Origin of the sequence: Streptococcus parasanguinis (assembly GCF_040908565.1) — a bacterium.
GTDB classification, from domain to species: domain Bacteria; phylum Bacillota; class Bacilli; order Lactobacillales; family Streptococcaceae; genus Streptococcus; species Streptococcus parasanguinis_AC.
The window spans coordinates 104597-124894 of record NZ_JBDGEA010000003.1; the positions used below are offsets into that span (position 1 = coordinate 104597).

Genomic DNA, 20298 nt, shown 5'->3' on the forward strand with positions numbered 1-20298 from the left:
CACAGATGTGCGACTGGAATAGAATTTATAGGTATTATCCATAATTCATTGAAATTCGTAAAATTTAATGCTACTATAGTTACGAAAGAAAACAAAATAATTTCAAAAGAAAGGTTTTGAAAAAATGAAACAAGTAGAAGTAGCAAGTACAAGCATTAAAACAGAATATTTTGGAAGCCTCACTGAACGCATGAATAAGTATCGTGAAGATGTCTTAAACAAGAAGCCTTACATCGATGCTGAACGTGCTGTTCTTGCAACTAAGGCATATGATCGTTATAAGGAACAACCAAATGTTCTTAAACGTGCCTATATGTTGAAAGAGATTCTTGAAAATATGACAATCTATATTGAGGATGAATCCATGATTGCTGGAAACCAAGCATCCTCTAATAAAGATGCTCCGATTTTCCCAGAATATACTTTAGAGTTCGTTTTGAAGGAATTGGATCTTTTTGAAAAGCGGGATGGTGATGTCTTCTATATTACGGAAGAAACGAAAGAACAGCTCCGTAGTATCGCACCGTTCTGGGAAAATAATAACTTACGTGCAAGAGCTGGAGCTCTTCTACCTGAAGAAGTATCTGTCTATATGGAAACAGGATTCTTCGGTATGGAAGGGAAGATGAATTCAGGAGATGCCCACTTAGCAGTCAATTATCAAAAATTATTGCAATATGGCTTGAAAGGTTTTGAAGAAAGAGCTCGCCAAGCTAAAGCAGCCCTAGATCTAACGGATCCAGCTAGCATTGATAAGTACCATTTTTACGATTCTATCTTTATCGTAGTTGATGCTGTTAAGACCTATGCTCAACGATTTGTGGAACTTGCTAAACAACTTGCTGAAACAGCAACTCCTGAACGCAAGAAGGAATTGCTTGAAATTGCTGAGATTTGCTCAAAAGTTCCATACGAGCCTGCAAGTACATTTGCAGAGGCTGTTCAGTCTGTTTGGTTTATCCAATGTATTCTTCAGATTGAATCAAATGGACACTCACTTTCATATGGCCGTTTTGACCAATATATGTATCCATACGTTAAAGCTGATTTGGAAAGTGGACGGGAAACTGAAGAGAGTATTGTTGAACGCTTGACCAACCTTTGGATTAAGACTATTACAATTAACAAAGTACGTAGTCAAGCACATACCTTCTCATCTGCAGGTAGTCCGCTTTATCAAAACGTTACGATTGGTGGTCAAACGCGTGATAAGAAAGATGCTGTCAACCCATTGTCTTATTTAGTGTTGAAGTCTGTTGCTCAAACTCACCTTCCTCAACCAAACTTAACTGTTCGTTACCATGCTGGTTTGGATGCCCGCTTCATGAACGAATGTATTGAAGTTATGAAGCTCGGATTCGGTATGCCTGCTTTCAATAATGATGAGATCATAATTCCATCCTTTATTTCAAAAGGTGTTCTTGAAGAAGATGCTTATGATTACAGTGCAATTGGTTGTGTAGAAACAGCTGTTCCAGGTAAATGGGGATATCGCTGTACAGGTATGAGTTATATGAACTTCCCTAAAGTTTTGCTCATCACGATGAATGATGGAATCGATCCTGCTTCTGGCAAGCGCTTTGCACCAAGCTTCGGTCATTTTAAAGACATGAAGAGCTTCGATGAATTGCAGACTGCTTGGGACAAGACTTTGCGCCACTTAACCCGCATGAGTGTGATCGTAGAAAACTCGATCGACCTATCTCTTGAAAGAGAAGTGCCAGACATCCTCTGTTCAGCTTTGACAGATGACTGTATTGGACGTGGAAAACACCTAAAAGAAGGTGGAGCTGTCTACGATTATATTTCTGGTCTACAAGTGGGTATTGCAAACTTATCCGATTCACTTGCAGCAATCAAGAAACTGGTATTCGAAGAAGGACGCTTAACGCCACAAGAGCTATGGCATGCTCTAGAAACCGATTACGAGGACGAACGTGGAAAAGAAATCCAAGAGATGCTTATCCATGACGCACCGAAATATGGAAACGATGATGACTATGCGGACAGCTTAGTTCGAGAAGCATACGATATTTATGTGGATGAAATTGCTAAATATCCAAATACTCGCTATGGACGTGGGCCAATCGGTGGTATCCGTTACTCAGGTACATCTTCTATTTCAGCCAATGTAGGACAAGGTCGTGGAACATTAGCTACTCCGGACGGTCGTAATGCCGGAACTCCACTAGCAGAAGGATGCTCTCCATCCCACAATATGGACCAACATGGCCCAACATCTGTTCTAAAATCTGTTTCTAAATTGCCAACAGATGAAATTGTTGGTGGTGTTTTACTGAACCAAAAAGTAAACCCACAAACTTTAGCCAAAGAAGAAGATAAATTAAAACTTATTGCTTTACTCCGTACGTTCTTTAATCGTCTACATGGATACCATATTCAATACAATGTGGTTTCTAGAGAAACGTTGTTAGATGCTCAAAAACATCCGGAAAAACACCGTGACTTAATTGTACGTGTTGCAGGCTACTCAGCTTTCTTCAATGTACTATCAAGAGCTACACAAGATGATATTATTGGACGGACAGAGCATACTCTATAGTAAAGAGGTATGTATATGGAATTTATGCTTGATACTTTAAATTTAGATGAGATAAAAAAATGGGCACGAGTGTTACCCCTTGCTGGGGTAACTTCGAACCCAACAATTGCTAAAAAAGAAGGGGACATTGATTTTTTTGATCGTATCCATAAGGTGCGAGAAATCATTGGGGGCTCTCCTTCCATCCATGTTCAAGTTGTCGCAAAAGATTATGAAGGAATTTTGAAAGATGCGGCTAAAATTCGCGAACAATGCGATGAAAACACCTATATTAAAGTCCCGGTAACACCTGAAGGACTTGCTGCAATTAAAGTGTTAAAAGCAGAGGGTTACAAAATTACTGCAACAGCAATCTATACTGTTTTTCAAGGACTGTTAGCTATTGAAGCAGGAGCCGACTATTTAGCACCTTATTACAATCGTATGGAAAACTTAAACATTGATTCAGCTCAGGTTATTTCTCAGTTAGCGAGTGCCATAGAGCGTAATCATTCATCAAGCAAAATTCTAGCAGCTTCCTTTAAAAATGTGGCTCAAGTTAATCGAGCATTTAAAGAAGGAACACAAGCAATTACGGCAGGGGCAGATGTCTTTGAAGCAGCTTTTGGAATGCCTTCTATTGCAAAAGCAGTGGATGACTTCGAGGCAGATTGGTCAGCCGTTCATCATAAGAATACAATTTGATAAAGGAGGAGTGTATGAGAAATTTTGCAAGCCCATCCCGTTACATTCAAGGTGAAAATGCTTTATTTGAAAATGCAAAACCTATTTTAGAACTGGGGAGTCATGCCGTTTTACTCTGTGATTCAGTAGTCTATGATATCGTAGGGGAACGTTTTGAAAAGTATCTCCTTCGGTATGGCTTTACAGTCTTGCCAGTATTCTTCAATGGTGAAGCTTCTGATAATGAAATCAATCGTGTGGTCGGCCTAGCTAAAGAAAATGGCTGTGATTTAGTTATCGGACTTGGTGGAGGAAAGACCATCGACAGTGCAAAAGCCATTGCTGATCTTTTAAAATCACCAGTTGTCATTGCTCCGACTATTGCCTCTACAGATGCTCCGGTTTCAGCCTTGTCAGTTATCTACACGGATGAGGGGGCCTTTGCCCGCTATATCTTCTATTCTAAAAACCCTGAATTGGTATTAGTGGATAGTAAGGTTATTTCTCAAGCACCAAAACGTTTACTCGCTTCTGGTATTGCAGATGGATTAGCGACTTGGGTCGAAGCGCGTGCGGTAATGCAAGCCAATGGAAAAAACATGTTGGGTCAACGACAAACCTTAGCGGGTGTTGCGATTGCACAACGTTGTGAAGAAACCTTATTTGCAGACGGTCTTCAAGCCATGGCTGCTTGTGAAGCCAAAGTCGTAACTCCTGCTCTTGAAAACATCATTGAAGCCAATACCCTTCTTAGTGGGATTGGATTTGAAAGTGGAGGGTTAGCAGCGGCTCACGCCATCCATAATGGCTTTACGGCCCTCACCGGAGACATTCACCATTTGACTCACGGTGAAAAAGTAGCCTATGGAACCTTGGTTCAATTGTTCTTGGAAAACCGACCAAAAGAAGAATTGAACAAATACATTCGTTTCTATCAACAAATTGACATGCCAACGACTCTGAAAGAAATGCATCTTGAAAATGCAAGCTACGAAGATCTTATCAAGGTTGGCCAACAAGCTACCATCGAAGGAGAAACCATTCACCAAATGCCATTCAAGGTACAAGCATCTGATATTGCTCAAGCCATTGTAGCAGTAGATGCTTATGTCAAGTCCTTAGGCTAACTATAGAACGGAACTCCTTTCTAAAACAAGAACTCCCATACCTTATGGTAATGGGAGTTCTTGTTTTATTTTCTTCTTTTTGGATCGGTTTGTTTAAAGATCAGGTATAAGATTCCGGCTGGCAAGAAGCAGAAGAGCCACATAACATCTAGTCCCTTCTGTTTACTGCTAGAGTTTGTTGCTTTAGAATCGCTCACGGCCATTCCCGCCTTAATACTTGGAGATACCTGTTGCAAGCCGTTTTGGACGACCAGGCGGTTGTTTTCCAGTTTAATTGCTGGATTCGTACCTTTTTTAACGGTTGCATAAAAGTCTTGCTTCAGTTGAATGGTCTTCCCGTCGATGGTGTGTTCCCCTGCAGAGAGAACTTTTTTGTATTGGTAATCCGCAAACATTTTCTCTGCTAAGGTATTTCCGATTTGATTGCGGTAGCTTTCGGCGATCTCGACATCGTAGTTTCCAACCCCCAAAATGACTTCGATAATCCGTTGTTTACCTCGCTTGGTTGTCGCGGTGTAGTTGTAGTCAGCAGTCGGGCTAGATCCGGTCTTGAGTCCATCTGTCCCCTTGAGGGCGAACTTTCCACCTTCGAGGGAAGTGTTGTAATTATCGTAGCTTTGCTCGTAAGGGGTTCCTTCCATGATGGTGGTGTGAGCTTGCTTGGTGTATTCCAACATTTCTGGCAGGTCGTTTACGATGTGATAAGCCAGAATAGACATGTCTCGCGCTGTAATTTCGTTATTGGCATTGACATCGTAGCGCTGAGGGTTGTAGTAGCCTTGAAGCACCGAAATCATTGCCCCATTTGGATTGTGCCATTTGGTATGGCTCATCCCCATTTCTTGTGCGTACTGATTCATTAAGTCCAAAAACTTATCGGGATCATTGTCCGTAACAGCGTTTGCGAGCATAATCACAGCTGCGCTAGAAGATGGAACAAAGAGCATCTTGATCAATTCAGATACCTTATAGTCCACACCAGCTACAATAGGTGAGTTACTTAACAAATTGTTTTCCGAAATAGCTTGATCAGCCTCTGTTGCTGTGACCACGGTATCGTACTTGATCTTACCTTCTTTGAGAGCCCGAAAGACCACATAGGCACTCATGAGCTTGGCCATGCTGCCTGAGTCCCGGACCGTATCAATATTGTCTCCGTATAGGATAGCTCCAGTATTGGCATCGATGACGATGTCGGCCTTAGGCTTGTAAAAATCATCCAATACCAGTCCAGCATCGGCTGCGATTTTCATGACATCTTCTTGCTGATAGATATCGTCCGCAAAAGCAGTAGAGATAGGGCCTAATGTCAAGACTCCTACAAGGAGGGACAAGAGGCTGTGTTTTAGTCGTTTGTGTAAATGTCTCCCGTTATTCATAAATTCCATTATATCATACAGATTAGGGATTAAAACGGAAAAAATTCTAGAAAAAGAAAAAAGAGAACAATTTCGCAGTAAAAGCGTTTACATTTTCCTGGAAAGTGCTATAATTTAAATTGAATATAACATTTTTACAATGAGGTGAATTATATGAACAAAGGAAAGGTACTCTTAGCTACCAGCGCTCTGCTTTTATCAGCTGGTGTCCTAGTAGCTTGCTCAGGTGGAAAATCTGGAAGTTCCGGTGGACAGACGTTTAGCTATGTTTATACCCAGGATCCGGATACGCTCGACTATTCGATTTCCAATAAAAAATCGACTTCCGAGTTTACAGGAAATGCGGTAGATGGATTATTGGAAGTAGACAAGTATGGGAACTTAATCCCTTCGCTTGCTAAAGACTGGACTGTTTCCAAAGACGGCTTGACCTATACTTATAAACTCCGCAAAGGGGTCAAATGGATGACTTCTGAAGGGGAAGAATATGGAGGAGAGGTTAAGGCCCAAGACTTTGTGACAGGTCTCAAGCACGCAGCGGATAAGAAATCTTCGGCCCTCTATCTCGTCCAAAAATCTGTCAAAGGCTTGGATGATTATGTCTCAGGAAAAACCAAAGACTTCTCAACGGTTGGTATCAAAGCCATTGATGATTATACCGTTCAATATACCTTGAGCCAGCCTGAAAGCTTCTGGAATTCTAAGACCACGATGGGGATCCTGATGCCGGTCAACGAAGAATTCTTGAAATCCAAGGGAGATGATTACGGTCAAGGAACCTCTCCGTCTAGTATCCTCTACTGCGGACCTTATTTGATCAAATCCATTACTTCGAAATCTTCTGCGATATTAGAAAAAAATCCAACCTACTGGGATGCGGAAAATGTCAAGATCAGTAAAGTCAAACTGACCTATTATGATGGTCAAGACTCCGAGTCTCTGATCCGTGGATTTGATAACGGTGACTATACAGTTGCCCGTGTTTTCCCAAATGGTTCCAACTATAAGAGTGTAGAGAAGAAGCATAAGGACGACATCGTCTATACTGACCAAGGTTCCTCAACCTATAACCTTTCCTTCAACATTGACCGTCAGGCCTATGAAATCACAAAGAAGACCACGGATGCTCAAAAGGCCTCTACCAAGAAAGCAATCTTGAACAAGGACTTCCGTCAAGCTATTATGTTTGCCTTCAACCGCAAGGCTTATGTAGCGCAAACTAACGGGGAAGCGGGTGCCAATAAGGTGATCCGTAATACCTTTACGCCACCAAACTTTGTCCAAATCGATGGCAAACAATTTGGTGATGCAGTAGAAAAAGACTTAGAAGCTTATGGGGATGAATGGAAAGGGGTCTCTGTCGCAGATGGAAAAGACACCCTCTACAATCCAAGCAAGGCCAAAGAAGAGTTTGCCAAAGCTAAGGCAGAATTGCAGTCTCAAGGAGTTGAATTCCCAATTCATTTAGACCTTCCAACTTCTTCGACTTATACGGAAGGAATCAAACAAGCCCAATCCTTCAAACAGTCGATTGAATCTACATTGGGAGCAGAAAATATTGTCATCGATCTGAATATGGTTTCTGAGGATGATCTTCAACGAGTGACTTACTTTGCTGAAAATGCTTCCCAACAAGACTGGGATCTAAACAATAACTTGGGTTGGGGACCAGACTATACAGACCCATCTTCTTACATCGACATCACTAGTGGTAAATCTGGTGAAAATGCCAATGCTTACTTTGGATTCGATGCTGGTACGGATAATGCGGCCGCAAAAGCAGCTGGCTTTGATGAGTACAATCAATTAATTGAAGACGCTCAAAAAGAAAACACAGATGTCAACAAGCGTTATGAAAAATATGCTGCGGCTCAAGCTTGGTTGACCGATAGTGCCCTCTTGATTCCGATTCATTCGGATGGAGCTTCTCCAGTCGTCCGTAAGACTGTACCATACTCTGCAGCCTTTGCTTGGACCGGCCACAAGGGTCAAACCTTTAACTATAAGTATTTAGAAGTTCAAGACAAGGTCGTAGCGGCGAAAGACTACGACAAAGCGCGTGAACAATGGAAGAAAGAAAAAGAAAAATCCAATAAAAAAGCGCAAGAAGAACTTGAAAAGCATGTGAAATAGACTTTTCTTAGAGAAAACAGGATGGGGGAGTGGGAAAGAACTCGGACTGGATGAAAAGAGTTCGTTTTCCCACCCCCGCACAGTTGATTAGGTCATCTTTGGAGCTTAAAAAGCTCCAAAGATGCCAATCAACCACTGCGTCATACTGTTATTTCTATCAAGCATCGAAGGCTGGACAGTTTTTGCCCAGTCTCTTTTTCTTTGTCTGAACCTTTAAAAATCGCCTAAAAATGGTATAATAGGAGCATCACGAAAATTGGAGAGACGCTATGAGTTTTTACGATCATAAAGAAATCGAGCCTAAGTGGCAAAAATACTGGGCTGACCATCATACTTTTAAGACAGGAACTGACGCATCAAAACCGAAGTTTTATGCATTGGACATGTTCCCTTACCCATCTGGAGCGGGTCTACACGTAGGACACCCAGAAGGCTACACAGCAACAGATATCCTTAGCCGTTTCAAACGTGCGCAAGGCTACAACGTCCTTCACCCAATGGGCTGGGATGCCTTTGGTTTGCCTGCAGAGCAATATGCGATGGATACAGGGAATGACCCAGCAGAATTCACAGCGGAAAACATTGCTAACTTCAAACGTCAAATCAATTCGCTTGGATTCTCTTATGACTGGGACCGTGAAGTCAATACGACAGATCCGAACTACTACAAGTGGACGCAATGGATTTTCACTAAGCTTTACGAAAAAGGTTTGGCCTATGAAGCTGAAGTGCCAGTAAACTGGGTTGAAGAATTGGGAACAGCTATCGCCAATGAAGAAGTCCTTCCAGATGGAACTTCTGAGCGTGGTGGCTATCCAGTTGTCCGTAAACCAATGCGCCAATGGATGCTTAAAATCACTGCCTATGCTGAGCGTTTGCTCAATGACTTGGATGAACTTGATTGGCCAGAGTCTATCAAGGACATGCAACGCAACTGGATTGGAAAATCAACTGGTGCCAATGTTACTTTCAAAGTAAAAGGAACTGATAAGGAATTTACAGTATTTACGACACGTCCAGATACTCTTTTTGGGGCGACTTTCACTGTTTTGGCTCCTGAACATGACTTGGTAGATGCCATTACAACACCTGAACAAGCTAAGGCTGTAGCGGACTACAAACACCAAGCCAGCCTCAAATCAGACTTGGCTCGTACAGACCTTGCCAAGGAAAAAACAGGGGTTTGGACTGGTGCTTATGCCATCAACCCTGTCAATGGTAAAGAAATCCCAATCTGGATTGCCGATTACGTTCTTGCTAGCTACGGTACAGGTGCTGTTATGGCCGTACCTGCCCACGATGAGCGTGACTGGGAATTTGCTAAACAATTTGGACTTCCAATTGTAGAAGTCTTGGAAGGTGGAAACGTTGAAGAAGCTGCATACACAGAAGATGGCCTTCATGTTAATTCTGACTTCCTAGATGGATTGAATAAAGAAGACGCCATTGCTAAAATTGTGGCTTGGTTGGAAGAAAAAGGCTGTGGTCAAGAAAAGGTTACCTACCGTCTCCGCGACTGGCTCTTTAGCCGTCAACGTTACTGGGGTGAGCCAATCCCAATCATCCATTGGGAAGATGGGACTTCAACAGCTGTTCCAGAAAGTGATTTGCCACTTGTCTTGCCAGTCACCAAGGACATCCGTCCTTCAGGTACTGGGGAAAGCCCACTAGCTAACTTGACAGACTGGCTGGAAGTGACTCGTGAAGATGGCGTCAAAGGTCGTCGTGAGACCAATACCATGCCACAATGGGCTGGTTCAAGCTGGTACTACCTCCGCTATATCGATCCACACAACACAGAAAAATTAGCTGACGAGGATCTCCTCAAACAATGGTTGCCAGTCGATATTTATGTGGGTGGTGCAGAACACGCTGTTCTTCACTTACTTTACGCTCGTTTCTGGCATAAATTCCTCTATGATATCGGTGTTGTACCTACTAAAGAACCATTCCAAAAACTCTTTAACCAAGGAATGATCTTGGGAACCAGCTACCGTGACCACCGTGGTGCTCTTGTAGCAACTGACAAGGTTGAAAAACGTGATGGTTCCTTCTTCCATGTGGAAACAGGGGAAGAATTGGAGCAAGCACCAGCTAAGATGTCTAAATCCCTCAAGAACGTGGTCAACCCAGACGATGTGGTGGAACAATATGGTGCCGATACCCTTCGTGTTTATGAAATGTTCATGGGACCACTTGATGCTTCGATCGCTTGGTCTGAAGAAGGTCTGGAAGGAAGTCGTAAATTCCTCGACCGTGTGTACCGTTTGATCACAAGTAAAGAAATCGTTGCGGAAAACAATGGCGCTCTAGACAAGGTTTACAACGAAACTGTTAAGGCTGTCACAGAGCAAATCGAGTCCATGAAATTCAACACAGCCATTGCTCAACTCATGGTCTTTGTCAATGCGGCAAACAAGGAAGACAAACTCTATGTGGATTACGCCAAAGGCTTCATCCAATTGATTGCTCCATTTGCCCCTCACTTGGCAGAAGAACTCTGGCAAACAGTGGCAGCAACAGGCGAGTCTATCTCTTATGTGGCTTGGCCAACATGGGACGAAAGCAAATTGGTTGAAGATGAAATTGAAATCGTCGTCCAAATCAAAGGAAAAGTCCGTGCCAAACTCATGGTCGCAAAAGACCTATCACGCGAAGAATTGCAAGAAGTCGCTCTGGCTGACGAAAAAGTCAAGGCAGAGATTGACGGTAAAGAAATCGTGAAAGTGATTGCGGTACCAAATAAATTGGTTAATATTGTTGTAAAATAACCAATTTATTTGCTGATTTCCAACCTCAAACAGTTTCCCAAACTATTTGAGCCAACCAAACTTGTAAATATTGTTGTGAAATAAAATTAAAAGTCCTTCAGAGCTAAGCTCTGGAGGATTTTTTCGTTTGGTTGATTAAGAATCAAAAAAGCTTCGATAGGAAAAACCCTACCGAGGCTTTTTAACAAATTTCATTCTGCATGATAGTGAAGAGATGTAAAACTCAGTGTTGTTTTACAAGGTGTTTAAATGTTACTCTTCTTCCAAGGAAAATGTTATTTCGATATCGAAATAGTTGACAGATGTAACGAACAGTGATACAATGACTGTGATATTTCGATATAGAAATAAAAAGGAGACAAAATGGACAAGATGCAAGGGGGCTACCAAGCTTTACAGATACGCTTGTTGAACGGACGACTTTTTCAAAAACTCTTGAGCAAGGAACCAGATGCCCAATACCGAAGTGAACAGGGAAAAATTTTAACGATTTTGTGGAAGCAAGAGTTGGAGTGCGCTACTGCGACCGATATCGCTCTTGCGACGGGTCTAGCTAATAACACCTTGACCAGTATGGTTAAGAAATTGGAAGAACAAGGTTTGGTCACGATTCAACCTTGTACGCAGGATAAAAGGAAAAAATATATCTCTTTGACAGAACTCGGTTGGGCACAAAAAGAAATTGGAGACCGTGTCAGTAAAGAATTGGGGGAGATTTTCTATCAAGGATTTTCGGATCAAGAAATCCGAGAATTTGAGGCCTATCAGGAGCGCATTATCTCAAATCTAAAAGCTAAAGAGAATGACATGTAGAGACAGAGGAGTATCTTATGAAAGCAGTTGTTGTGAGCACTCCAGGTGGACCAGAGGTATTAGAAGTTGTCGAACGACCAAAACCAGTCCTGAAAGCAGGTTGGACCTTGGTGAAAATTCAAGGATTTGGTATCAATCACAGTGAAATTTTTACCCGTCAGGGTCTATCGCCGTCAGTTCAATTTCCTCGTGTGTTAGGAATTGAGAGTGTCGGTCTTGTGGAACAAACGACACGACCGGATTTGAAGATTGGACAGCAAATCATTTCCATTATGGGGGAGATGGGGCGAGCTTTTGATGGAGGTTATGCAGAGTATACCCTTCTCCCAAATGAGCAAATTTATCCAATCAAGACAGAACTTGATTTGGAAAGCTTGATTGCCCTTCCTGAGACCTATTACACAGCTTTTGGCTCTTTTCTTAATCTCAAGATTAAGGAGAAAGATTGCGTGTTAGTTCGAGGAGCAACCAGTGGTGTAGGAATTGCTTTTGCTAAACTGCTTAAAGGAAAATTTCCTGAGATTCACTTGGTAGGAACTAGCCGAAATTTAGCCAAGGAAGACCAATTGAAGGCAGTTGGTTTTGATCAGGTAATGTTAGATCAAGAGGGTCTTTTGCAAAGTGAGGAGTCTTTCACAAAAATTCTAGATCTAGTGGGACCTCGCTATATCAAAGATAGTATCCATCACTTAAGTGAAGGAGGAATTATCTGCTCTTGTGGTCAATTAGGTGGCCAGTGGACCTTGGCTGATTTTGATCCAATTGTTGAATTGGCGAAGAATGTTTATTTAACGACCTTTTATTCGGGGAATGTTTCAAATGAAAAGCTCCAAGAGTTGATTGATTTTGTGGAATTGTATCAAGTGGATGTCCTGCCTGAGAAGGTTTATAGACTAGAAGAGATACAAGAAGCGCACACCTATCTTGAAAGTAGCCAGTCCTTCGGGAAAGTAATTGTGAAAATTGAGGAAGAATATGATTGAATATAAACATGTAGCCTTGCGCTACACGGATACAGACATTTTAAAAGATGTCAATCTCCGGATTGAAGATGGAGAATTTATGGTCCTTGTGGGACCTTCAGGATCTGGAAAAACCACCATGCTCAAGATGATCAATCGTCTTTTGGAGCCGACAGATGGCAATATCTATATGGATGGAAAACGCATCAAGGACTATGATGAACGAGAGTTACGTCTGTCTACCGGCTATGTGCTTCAAGCCATTGCCCTTTTTCCAAATTTAACAGTTGCGGAAAATATTGCTCTCATTCCTGAAATGAAGGGCTGGAGCAAGGAACAAATCGCCTCTAAAACAGAAGAACTCTTAGACAAGGTTGGTCTCCCTGCGGCAGATTATGCTCATCGTTTACCAAGTGAATTATCAGGTGGGGAGCAACAGCGGATTGGCATTGTGCGGGCCATCATTGCAGAGCCAAAGATTCTATTGATGGACGAGCCCTTTTCAGCCTTGGATGCTATTTCTCGCAAGCAGTTGCAGGCCCTTACCAAAGACTTGCACAAGGAGTTCGGCATGACCACTATCTTTGTTACACACGACACAGACGAAGCCTTGAAATTAGGCGATCGGATTGCGGTGCTACAAGAAGGAGAGATTGTGCAGGTGGCGGATTCTGAGACCATTCTAGCCCAACCGGCCAACGACTTTGTGGCAGATTTGTTTGGAGGTGCTCACCATGTCTAAACTAGTTACAACCTTTCAAGAACGCTTTGGAGACTGGCTTACTGCACTGGGGCAACATTTGCAACTGTCATTACTGACCCTGATCCTTGCTATTTTTCTAGCTGTTCCATTAGCTATTTATTTAAGTACACGAAAGAGAGCGAGCAACTGGGTCCTACAGGTGGCTGGGATCTTCCAGACCATTCCTTCCATGGCCCTTTTGGGGCTCTTCATTCCCGTCATGGGAATTGGAACACTTCCGGCCTTGACAGCTCTCGTCATCTATGCCATTTTCCCCATCCTTCAAAATACCATCACCGGTTTACAGGGAATTGATCCAAGCCTTGAAGAAGCGGGGGTTGCCTTTGGGATGACCAAGTGGGAGCGCTTGAAGAAGTTTGAGATTCCCTTGGCCATGCCCGTCATCATGTCTGGGATTCGGACAGCAACTGTGATGATTATCGGGACGGCTACCCTAGCTGCCTTGATTGGAGCAGGGGGACTCGGTTCCTTTATCCTTCTAGGGATTGACCGCAATAATGCCAGTCTGATTTTGATCGGTGCCCTGTCTTCTGCCTTCTTAGCCATCGCCTTTAACCTTCTTCTCAAATGGATGGAAAAGGCCAAATTGCGGACCATCTTTGCGGCTTTTGCGGTAATGGTTATCGGATTGGGAGCTAGCTATACGCCAAGTTTTCTTCCCAAACCGAAAAAAGAAAACCTGGTCATCGCTGGGAAGCTAGGTCCTGAACCGGAAATTCTAGCCAATATGTATAAAATTTTGATCGAAGAAAACACGGACATGACAGTGACTGTTAAACCAAATTTTGGCAAGACCACCTTCCTCTATGAAGCTCTGAAAAAAGGGGATATCGCTATCTATCCAGAGTTTACAGGGACCGTGACCGAAAGTCTCCTCAAGCCGGCGCCGCAAGTCGACCATGATCCAGAAGCAGTCTATCAAGCAGCTCGAGATGGGATCAAGAAACAAGACGATCTAGCCTTGCTCAAACCCATGGCTTATCAGAATACCTATGCTGTCGCAGTGCCTAAGAAAATTGCCCAAGAGTATGGCCTCAAGACCATTTCAGATTTGAAAAAGTTGGAAGGACAACTCAAGGCAGGATTTACCTTGGAGTTTAATGACCGAGAGGATGGGAACAAGGGCTTGCAGAAGGTTTACGGACTTCATTTACAAGTCTCCACCATGGAGCCAGCCCTTCGCTACCAGGCGATCCAGTCCGGTGATATCCAGATCACAGATGCTTACTCAACGGATGCCGAGCTGGCTCGTTATGACCTGGTGGTCCTTGAAGATGATAAGCAACTCTTCCCACCTTATCAAGGGGCTCCCCTCATGAAAGAAGCTCTTCTTAAGAAACATCCTGAATTGGAAGGAATTCTCAATCAGTTAGCTGGTAAAATCACAGCAGAGCAAATGAGCCAGATGAACTACCAAGTCGGAGTAGAAGGTAAGTCTGCTGCTCAAGTGGCACGTGACTTTTTGGTAAAAGAAGGGGTTATTAAAAATTAACAAATAATTCTCAAGTCTTTGCGCTTGAGAATTTTTTGATAGAGAGCAGTTTTAAACTCTTTCAACAAGTTTTTGCTTTAGAGGGAGGGACTTTTTCTTCCAAAACTCTCCATTGAGTATGGCTTGAAATTGTGTTACAATAAGCCTTGAAAATGAATGAAAGAATATGGAAATAAGTATGAAAAAAAGACCAGTGATTGGAATTACAGGAAATGAAAAACCCTTCCCAGATGATCCAGACGCGAACATGAGCTATGCGGCGACTGGTTTTGTCGAAGCGGTCAAAGAGGCAGGAGGGATTCCCTTGATCTTGCCAATTGGAGATGCAGCCTTGGCTAAAGACTATATATCGATGATTGATAAGCTCATCATCACCGGTGGACAAAATGTTTTGCCCAAGTTTTACGGAGAAGAAATCACTATTGACAGTGATGATTACCTCTTGAAACGCGATCTCTTTGAGTTGGCCTTGATTGAAGAAGCGCGTTCGGCTAAAAAAGCTATCTTTACCGTCTGCCGGGGGACCCAGCTCTACAATGTCGCACTAGGGGGAACCCTGCATCAAGACATTGAACACCATTGGCAGGACAATCCAGGTCAGTACACCAGCCAAGAGTTGGTGACCAAGGATCAGACGGTTTTACAAGAGATCTATGGTAAGACCAGTCGCATCAATTCTTTCCATCATCAAAGTATTAAAGACTTGGCAGATGGCCTAGAAGTGATCGCGCGGGATCCCAAAGATGACGTCATAGAGGCGGTTCAATCCACAGATGAGAGTCGTTTTCTCGGTGTTCAGTGGCACCCAGAACTGCGTTTTGACAAGAGTCCAGCAGACCACAAGCTTTTTGAATATGTCGTAAAAGACTTATAATGAAGACCGAGGCTGGGACAAAAGTCCTAGCCTCTTTATTGTTTTTGGATTGTCGAGCAAGACGCAGTGGTTGAGTGGGCTCTACTAGGCTGATTTCGTCAGCTTTTACAGTCCTACTCAACTGTGCGGAGGTGGGACGACGAAATCGAATTCTAACGAATGACCGATTTCTGTCCCACTCTCTTTTCTTTAATCTGCGTAAGAAAGACTGTAAATTGTGCCTAGGTTTTGGAGGAGGATGCGCTACAATAGAGCTAGTAGAATGAGGAGGATTAGGACATGTATCAATTTCCAAAGGATTTTTTATGGGGGAGTTCGACCTCGGGGCCTCAAACAGAAGGACGTTTCGCCCAGGATGGAAAGGGAGACAATCTCTGGGATTACTGGTATAGGATCGAGCCCAACCGCTTTTATCAAGGGCAAGGACCAGAGAAAACATCGACTTTTTATGAACACTGGGAAGAAGATTTGGACCTCTTGTTAGAAACTGGCCACACGGCCTTTCGGACCTCTATTCAGTGGTCCCGTATTTTCCCAGAAGGACGAGGGGAGATCAATCAAGCAGGCGTTGATTTCTACCGTCGTGTCTTTGAAAAGATAAAGGAAAAAGGGATTCACCTCTTGGTCAACCTCTATCATTTTGATTTACCGATGGCTCTTCAAGAGCAAGGGGATGGTTGGGAAAATAAAGAAACCGCCTATGCTTACCAAGAATATACGCGTTTTTGTTTCAAGACCTATGGAGATCTGGTCGATCAGTGGATCACCTTTAATGAACCCATTGTGCCTGTGGAGTTTGGTTATTTTTATGATGCCCATTTTCCTCATAAGGTAGATGCAGTAGCAGCAGTAAAAGTAGCCTACCACACCCAGTTAGCAAGCTCTCTAGCAGTGAAGGCCTGTCACGAGGTGGATCCTAATTTCCGTATCGGAATTGTGCTCAATTTGACACCAGCCTATCCTCGGAGCCAGCATCCAGAAGATGTGAAAGCTGCGCGCATTGCCGAGCTCTTTCAAGCCAAATCCTTCTTAGATCCATCTGTTCTTGGCCATTATCCTCAAGAATTAGTGGAGATCCTACGGGAGCGTGATCTCTTACCGGATTATGATCCCTTTGAATTGCGCTTGATCGAGGAAAATACGGTGGATTACCTAGGGGTTAACTATTATCAACCACTCCGTGTGGCGGCTCCTCGTTATGCTCCAAATCCAGTATCTCCCCTACTCTTTGAACAATTTTATGAACCTTACGTTATGCCAGGGCGCAAGATCAATCCCCACCGTGGTTGGGAAATCTATGAGCAAGGCTTGTATGACATTGCCCAAAATATTAAGGAAAACTATGGCAATATCGAGTGGATCCTGACAGAAAATGGGATGGGGGTTGAAGGAGAGGAAAAATTCCGCAAAGATGGAGTGATCCATGACGACTACCGGATTGACTTTGTCAAAGACCATCTTCGTGAGCTCCATCGGGCTATTCAAGATGGTGCCAACTGTAAAGGTTATTTGATCTGGACCTTTATTGACTGCTGGTCATGGCTCAATGGCTACAAGAACCGCTATGGCTTAGTTGAGTTGGACCTCGAAAGTCAAAAACGAACCCTCAAAAAATCTGGCCATTGGTTTAAAGAACTAAGCCAAGCCAATGGGTTTGAGAAGTAGACAAACTGCTCTTTTATAAGAATCAATCAACTTCTATAAAAATAAAAAATTTTATTCGTTAGAGTTATTCAACAGTGAGAAAAGTGTCTAAACTATTCAGTTTCAGGCACTTTTTTCACGGCAGAAAATTTTTAAGATGATTTTTACTTCAATCTTAACGCTAACTTAACTAGACCAATTTTCTTGAATTTCCTAGTTGACAAACTGGAAGAAGCATTGTATACTGACTCCGCTGGTTGCTTTTTGGTCAAATTAGACTAGACCAATTTTAAAGTAACTGAGAAATCGACCATGGGTCGTTTGACTAAGTAAAGGGGAAAGTATAGCAAGGCTATATCGTAAAGACTATGTGCGGAATCGTTGGTGTTGTAGGAAATACAAATGCTACTGATATTTTGATTCAAGGACTTGAAAAACTCGAATACCGAGGCTATGACTCTGCGGGTGTTTTTCTGGCTAGTGAAGGCAAGAACCAATTGGTAAAGGCAGTTGGCCGTATTGCAGAATTGTCAGCTAAGGCGGAAGGTGTCGAAGGGACAGCTGGGATTGGACATACCCGTTGGGCCACTCATGGAAAACCAACTGAGGACAATGCCCACCCACACCGCTCTGAAACAGGTCGCTTTGTTTTGGTCCACAATGGGGTGATTGAAAACTACCTTGAAATCAAGGAAGAATACCTAGCCGGTCACCATTTCAAGGGGCAAACAGATACAGAAATTGCGGCCCACTTGATCGGAAAATTTGCTGAAGAAGAGGGCTTGTCTACGCTTGAAGCCTTCAAAAAAGCCCTCCACATCATCCGAGGAGCCTATGCTTTTGCTTTGATGGACGCAGAAGATCCAAGCACCATCTATGTGGCAAAAAATAAATCACCACTCTTGATTGGTCTTGGGGATGGTTACAATATGGTCTGCTCAGATGCCATGGCCATGATTCGTGAGACCAACCAATATATGGAAATCCATGACAAAGAGTTGGTCATCGTCAAAGCAGACAGCGTTGAAGTCCAAGACTACGATGGAAATCGTCGTGAGCGCGCTAGCTACACGGCTGAACTTGACTTATCAGATATCGGTAAGGGAACTTATCCATACTACATGCTCAAGGAAATCGACGAGCAACCAACTGTGATGCGTAAACTCATCCAAGCTTACACAGATGAGGTAGGTCAAGTAGTGGTAGAACCAGCTATCATCAAAGCGGTTCAAGAAGCAGACCGCATTTACATCCTTGCGGCAGGGACCTCTTACCACGCAGGATTTGCTTCTAAGAAGATGTTGGAAGAATTGACAGATACCCCAGTAGAACTCGGTATTTCCTCTGAGTGGGGCTACGGCATGCCACTTCTCAGCAAGAAACCACTCTTCATCTTTATCAGCCAATCTGGTGAAACAGCGGATAGTCGTCAGGTATTGGTTAAAGCAAATGAAATGGGCATTCCAAGCTTGACAGTAACCAATGTTCCAGGATCTACTCTTTCACGTGAAGCAGACATGACTATGTTGCTCCATGCGGGTCCTGAAATTGCGGTCGCTTCCACCAAGGCTTATACGGCTCAAATCGCAGCCCTTGCCTTTCTTGCCAAAGCTGTTGGAGAAGCCAATGACAATGAAAAGGCCAAAGCCTTTGATTTGGTGCACGAATTGTCTATCGTTGCCCAATCGATCGAATCAACTCTTTCAGAAAAAGAAGTGATCGATGAAAAAGTCCGTGGCTTGTTGGAAACAACCCGCAATGCTTTCTATATCGGACGTGGCCAAGATTACTATGTTGCCATGGAAGCCAGTCTGAAACTAAAAGAAATTTCTTACATCCAATGTGAAGGTTTCGCAGCGGGTGAGTTGAAACACGGTACCATTGCTTTGATCGAAGACGGTACACCGGTCATTGCTCTCTTGTCTGATCCAGTCCTAGCCAGCCATACACGTGGAAATATCCAAGAAGTGGCAGCACGTGGGGCTCATGTTTTAACCATTGCAGAAGAAAATGTCGCTAAAGAGACAGATGATTTGGTCTTGACAGCGGTTCACCCTTACCTCTCTCCAATCTCAATGGTGGTGCCAACTCAATTGATTGCCTACTTTGCAACCCTTCATCGTGGACTCGATATCGACAAACCACGAAACCTTGCTAAGTCTGTAACAGTTGAATAAATTTGTTATTATAGAAAAAAACATCCTCGTTAGGTTTTTCCTAGCGAGGATGTTTGCTTTATTTGTCAAAACCTTGCAATGCTTTGAGGCGTTCTTCTGTTTGTCCCTTGGCATCTAGTTTTTTACCTTGGTAGACAGCAGATTCCCATGATCCATACATTGGATTTGGGAAGATGATGAATTTTTCACCAAATTCTTTTTGCAATTCGTCCAATTTCTTGTCGCGATCAGCTTCAGAGGTCTTAGAGAAGTCTGCAAAGTCAACCAGGTTGTCCCCAAAGAGCAAGACAAGATTGGTCTTTTCTTGCACAGCTTGGCGACGACCTTCTTTTGATTTGACGCCATCTTCTAAGAACATGAGGTGGTCACGTCCTTGAACAGGAATGCCTTCTTTTTCAAGGTTTTTGATGGTATCATCTACTTGAGAGGTTGTACGGTCAGAAATGTAGTAGATTTGAACCCCGTTTTGATCCGCATATTGAAGGAAATCTTTGGCACCTGGTACTGCTTTTGCGGCTGCTTTTTTCACCCAAACATCCCAATCTTTAGGATTGAAGGCCGTACCATCTTTGACGTTTTGAACTTGGTAAGGGCTGTTGTCTAAAACAGTTTCATCCAAGTCTAATACGATTGAGTATGGCTTATCAGAAGGCGTTTGGAGGATCTCTTTCAAACGGTCAGTAGCGACATTGTAGCCTTGTAAATACAAAGCCTTGGTTTCTGCTGCCTTTTGGTACCAGAGAACAGACATGGTATTTTCTTGTGAGCGCTGTTGATCATAGGTCATCGTCACCTGATTTTTAGTGCTGCTTGCTTTTGTCTCTTGCGTTTTGTTGGTGTTGCTTCCACAACTTGTCAGTAAAATGACAGAAGCAAGAGCAGAAACGATGGTAAAGGTGGTTTTTGTTGTTTTCATAAACCGTACACTCCTTAAAAT

14 protein-coding genes are annotated in these 20298 nt (G+C 43.1%); 12 read left to right on the forward strand and 2 right to left on the reverse strand.

All coding sequences use genetic code 11. From position 1 onward, the window contains the following. Window positions 1-124: 124 nt before the first annotated feature. The 3 genes from AB5Y61_RS02545 to AB5Y61_RS02555 are packed head-to-tail and all read left to right on the forward strand — an operon-like array spanning window position 125 to window position 4353. Window positions 125-2563, forward strand: a complete 2439-nt coding sequence (locus AB5Y61_RS02545; RefSeq protein WP_368403024.1) for a glycyl radical protein — start codon at window positions 125-127, stop codon at window positions 2561-2563. 15 nt (window positions 2564-2578) lie between these two features. Further along, a complete protein-coding gene (locus AB5Y61_RS02550) occupies window positions 2579-3247 on the forward strand; it encodes a fructose-6-phosphate aldolase (protein ID WP_342983640.1) in 669 nt (222 codons plus the stop codon). A 14-nt stretch (window positions 3248-3261) separates the two neighbouring features. After that, window positions 3262-4353: a glycerol dehydrogenase gene (locus AB5Y61_RS02555; protein ID WP_368403026.1), complete on the forward strand. Its 1092-nt coding sequence runs from the start codon at window positions 3262-3264 to the stop codon at window positions 4351-4353. Between the two features lie 65 nt (window positions 4354-4418). On the opposite strand, the gene AB5Y61_RS02560 is transcribed toward AB5Y61_RS02555, so the two are convergent. Continuing rightward, entirely contained in the window at window positions 4419-5741 is a 1323-nt protein-coding gene (locus AB5Y61_RS02560) for a DUF1958 domain-containing protein (RefSeq protein ID WP_368403027.1), read from the reverse strand. 144 nt (window positions 5742-5885) lie between these two features. Here AB5Y61_RS02560 and AB5Y61_RS02565 point away from each other — a divergent pair, with 144 nt between their 5' ends. The 9 genes from AB5Y61_RS02565 to glmS all read left to right on the forward strand — a co-directional run bounded on the left by AB5Y61_RS02565 (window position 5886) and on the right by glmS (window position 19361). Further along, window positions 5886-7865: a peptide ABC transporter substrate-binding protein gene (locus AB5Y61_RS02565; protein WP_368403028.1), complete on the forward strand. Its 1980-nt coding sequence runs from the start codon at window positions 5886-5888 to the stop codon at window positions 7863-7865. Window positions 7866-8134: 269 nt separating this feature from the next. Continuing rightward, the gene (leuS, locus tag AB5Y61_RS02570; protein WP_368403029.1) at window positions 8135-10636 is read left to right on the forward strand and encodes a leucine--tRNA ligase; all 2502 of its coding nucleotides are present in this window, start codon (window positions 8135-8137) and stop codon (window positions 10634-10636) included. A gap of 363 nt (window positions 10637-10999) precedes the next feature. Continuing rightward, entirely contained in the window at window positions 11000-11449 is a 450-nt protein-coding gene (locus tag AB5Y61_RS02575) for a MarR family winged helix-turn-helix transcriptional regulator (protein WP_368403030.1), read from the forward strand. Between the two features lie 17 nt (window positions 11450-11466). Continuing rightward, the gene (locus AB5Y61_RS02580; protein ID WP_368403031.1) at window positions 11467-12432 is read left to right on the forward strand and encodes a zinc-binding dehydrogenase; all 966 of its coding nucleotides are present in this window, start codon (window positions 11467-11469) and stop codon (window positions 12430-12432) included. After that, the gene (locus tag AB5Y61_RS02585) at window positions 12425-13153 is read left to right on the forward strand and encodes an ABC transporter ATP-binding protein (protein WP_368403033.1); all 729 of its coding nucleotides are present in this window, start codon (window positions 12425-12427) and stop codon (window positions 13151-13153) included. Before AB5Y61_RS02580 ends, AB5Y61_RS02585 begins: the two co-directional genes overlap by 8 nt. Further along, entirely contained in the window at window positions 13146-14666 is a 1521-nt protein-coding gene (locus tag AB5Y61_RS02590; RefSeq protein ID WP_368403034.1) for an ABC transporter permease/substrate-binding protein, read from the forward strand. The genes AB5Y61_RS02585 and AB5Y61_RS02590 overlap by 8 nt, the downstream gene beginning before the upstream one ends. Before the next feature lie 178 nt (window positions 14667-14844). Then, entirely contained in the window at window positions 14845-15540 is a 696-nt protein-coding gene (locus AB5Y61_RS02595) for a gamma-glutamyl-gamma-aminobutyrate hydrolase family protein (RefSeq protein ID WP_368403035.1), read from the forward strand. A 279-nt stretch (window positions 15541-15819) separates the two neighbouring features. Further along, window positions 15820-17205, forward strand: coding sequence for a glycoside hydrolase family 1 protein (locus tag AB5Y61_RS02600; protein ID WP_368403036.1), 1386 nt, complete (start codon window positions 15820-15822; stop codon window positions 17203-17205). Window positions 17206-17552: 347 nt separating this feature from the next. After that, window positions 17553-19361: a glutamine--fructose-6-phosphate transaminase (isomerizing) gene (gene glmS / locus AB5Y61_RS02605; protein ID WP_368403038.1), complete on the forward strand. Its 1809-nt coding sequence runs from the start codon at window positions 17553-17555 to the stop codon at window positions 19359-19361. A gap of 58 nt (window positions 19362-19419) precedes the next feature. On the opposite strand, the gene AB5Y61_RS02610 is transcribed toward glmS, so the two are convergent. Beyond that, the gene (locus AB5Y61_RS02610; RefSeq protein WP_070448942.1) at window positions 19420-20277 is read right to left on the reverse strand and encodes a 5'-nucleotidase, lipoprotein e(P4) family; all 858 of its coding nucleotides are present in this window, start codon (window positions 20275-20277) and stop codon (window positions 19420-19422) included. Window positions 20278-20298: the final 21 nt, after the last annotated feature.

Excerpts from the sequence above, each read along its gene's own strand:
- AB5Y61_RS02545 (WP_368403024.1), top strand. The coding sequence starts at position 125 with ATGAAACAAGTAGAAGTAGCAAGTACAAGCATTAAAACAGAATATTTT.
- AB5Y61_RS02550 (WP_342983640.1), top strand. The coding sequence starts at position 2,579 with ATGGAATTTATGCTTGATACTTTAAATTTAGATGAGATAAAAAAATGG.
- AB5Y61_RS02555 (WP_368403026.1), top strand. The coding sequence starts at position 3,262 with ATGAGAAATTTTGCAAGCCCATCCCGTTACATTCAAGGTGAAAATGCT.
- AB5Y61_RS02560 (WP_368403027.1), bottom strand. The coding sequence starts at position 5,741 with ATGGAATTTATGAATAACGGGAGACATTTACACAAACGACTAAAACAC.
- AB5Y61_RS02565 (WP_368403028.1), top strand. The coding sequence starts at position 5,886 with ATGAACAAAGGAAAGGTACTCTTAGCTACCAGCGCTCTGCTTTTATCA.
- leuS (WP_368403029.1), top strand. The coding sequence starts at position 8,135 with ATGAGTTTTTACGATCATAAAGAAATCGAGCCTAAGTGGCAAAAATAC.
- AB5Y61_RS02575 (WP_368403030.1), top strand. The coding sequence starts at position 11,000 with ATGGACAAGATGCAAGGGGGCTACCAAGCTTTACAGATACGCTTGTTG.
- AB5Y61_RS02580 (WP_368403031.1), top strand. The coding sequence starts at position 11,467 with ATGAAAGCAGTTGTTGTGAGCACTCCAGGTGGACCAGAGGTATTAGAA.
- AB5Y61_RS02585 (WP_368403033.1), top strand. The coding sequence starts at position 12,425 with ATGATTGAATATAAACATGTAGCCTTGCGCTACACGGATACAGACATT.
- AB5Y61_RS02590 (WP_368403034.1), top strand. The coding sequence starts at position 13,146 with ATGTCTAAACTAGTTACAACCTTTCAAGAACGCTTTGGAGACTGGCTT.
- AB5Y61_RS02595 (WP_368403035.1), top strand. The coding sequence starts at position 14,845 with ATGAAAAAAAGACCAGTGATTGGAATTACAGGAAATGAAAAACCCTTC.
- AB5Y61_RS02600 (WP_368403036.1), top strand. The coding sequence starts at position 15,820 with ATGTATCAATTTCCAAAGGATTTTTTATGGGGGAGTTCGACCTCGGGG.
- glmS (WP_368403038.1), top strand. The coding sequence starts at position 17,553 with ATGTGCGGAATCGTTGGTGTTGTAGGAAATACAAATGCTACTGATATT.
- AB5Y61_RS02610 (WP_070448942.1), bottom strand. The coding sequence starts at position 20,277 with ATGAAAACAACAAAAACCACCTTTACCATCGTTTCTGCTCTTGCTTCT.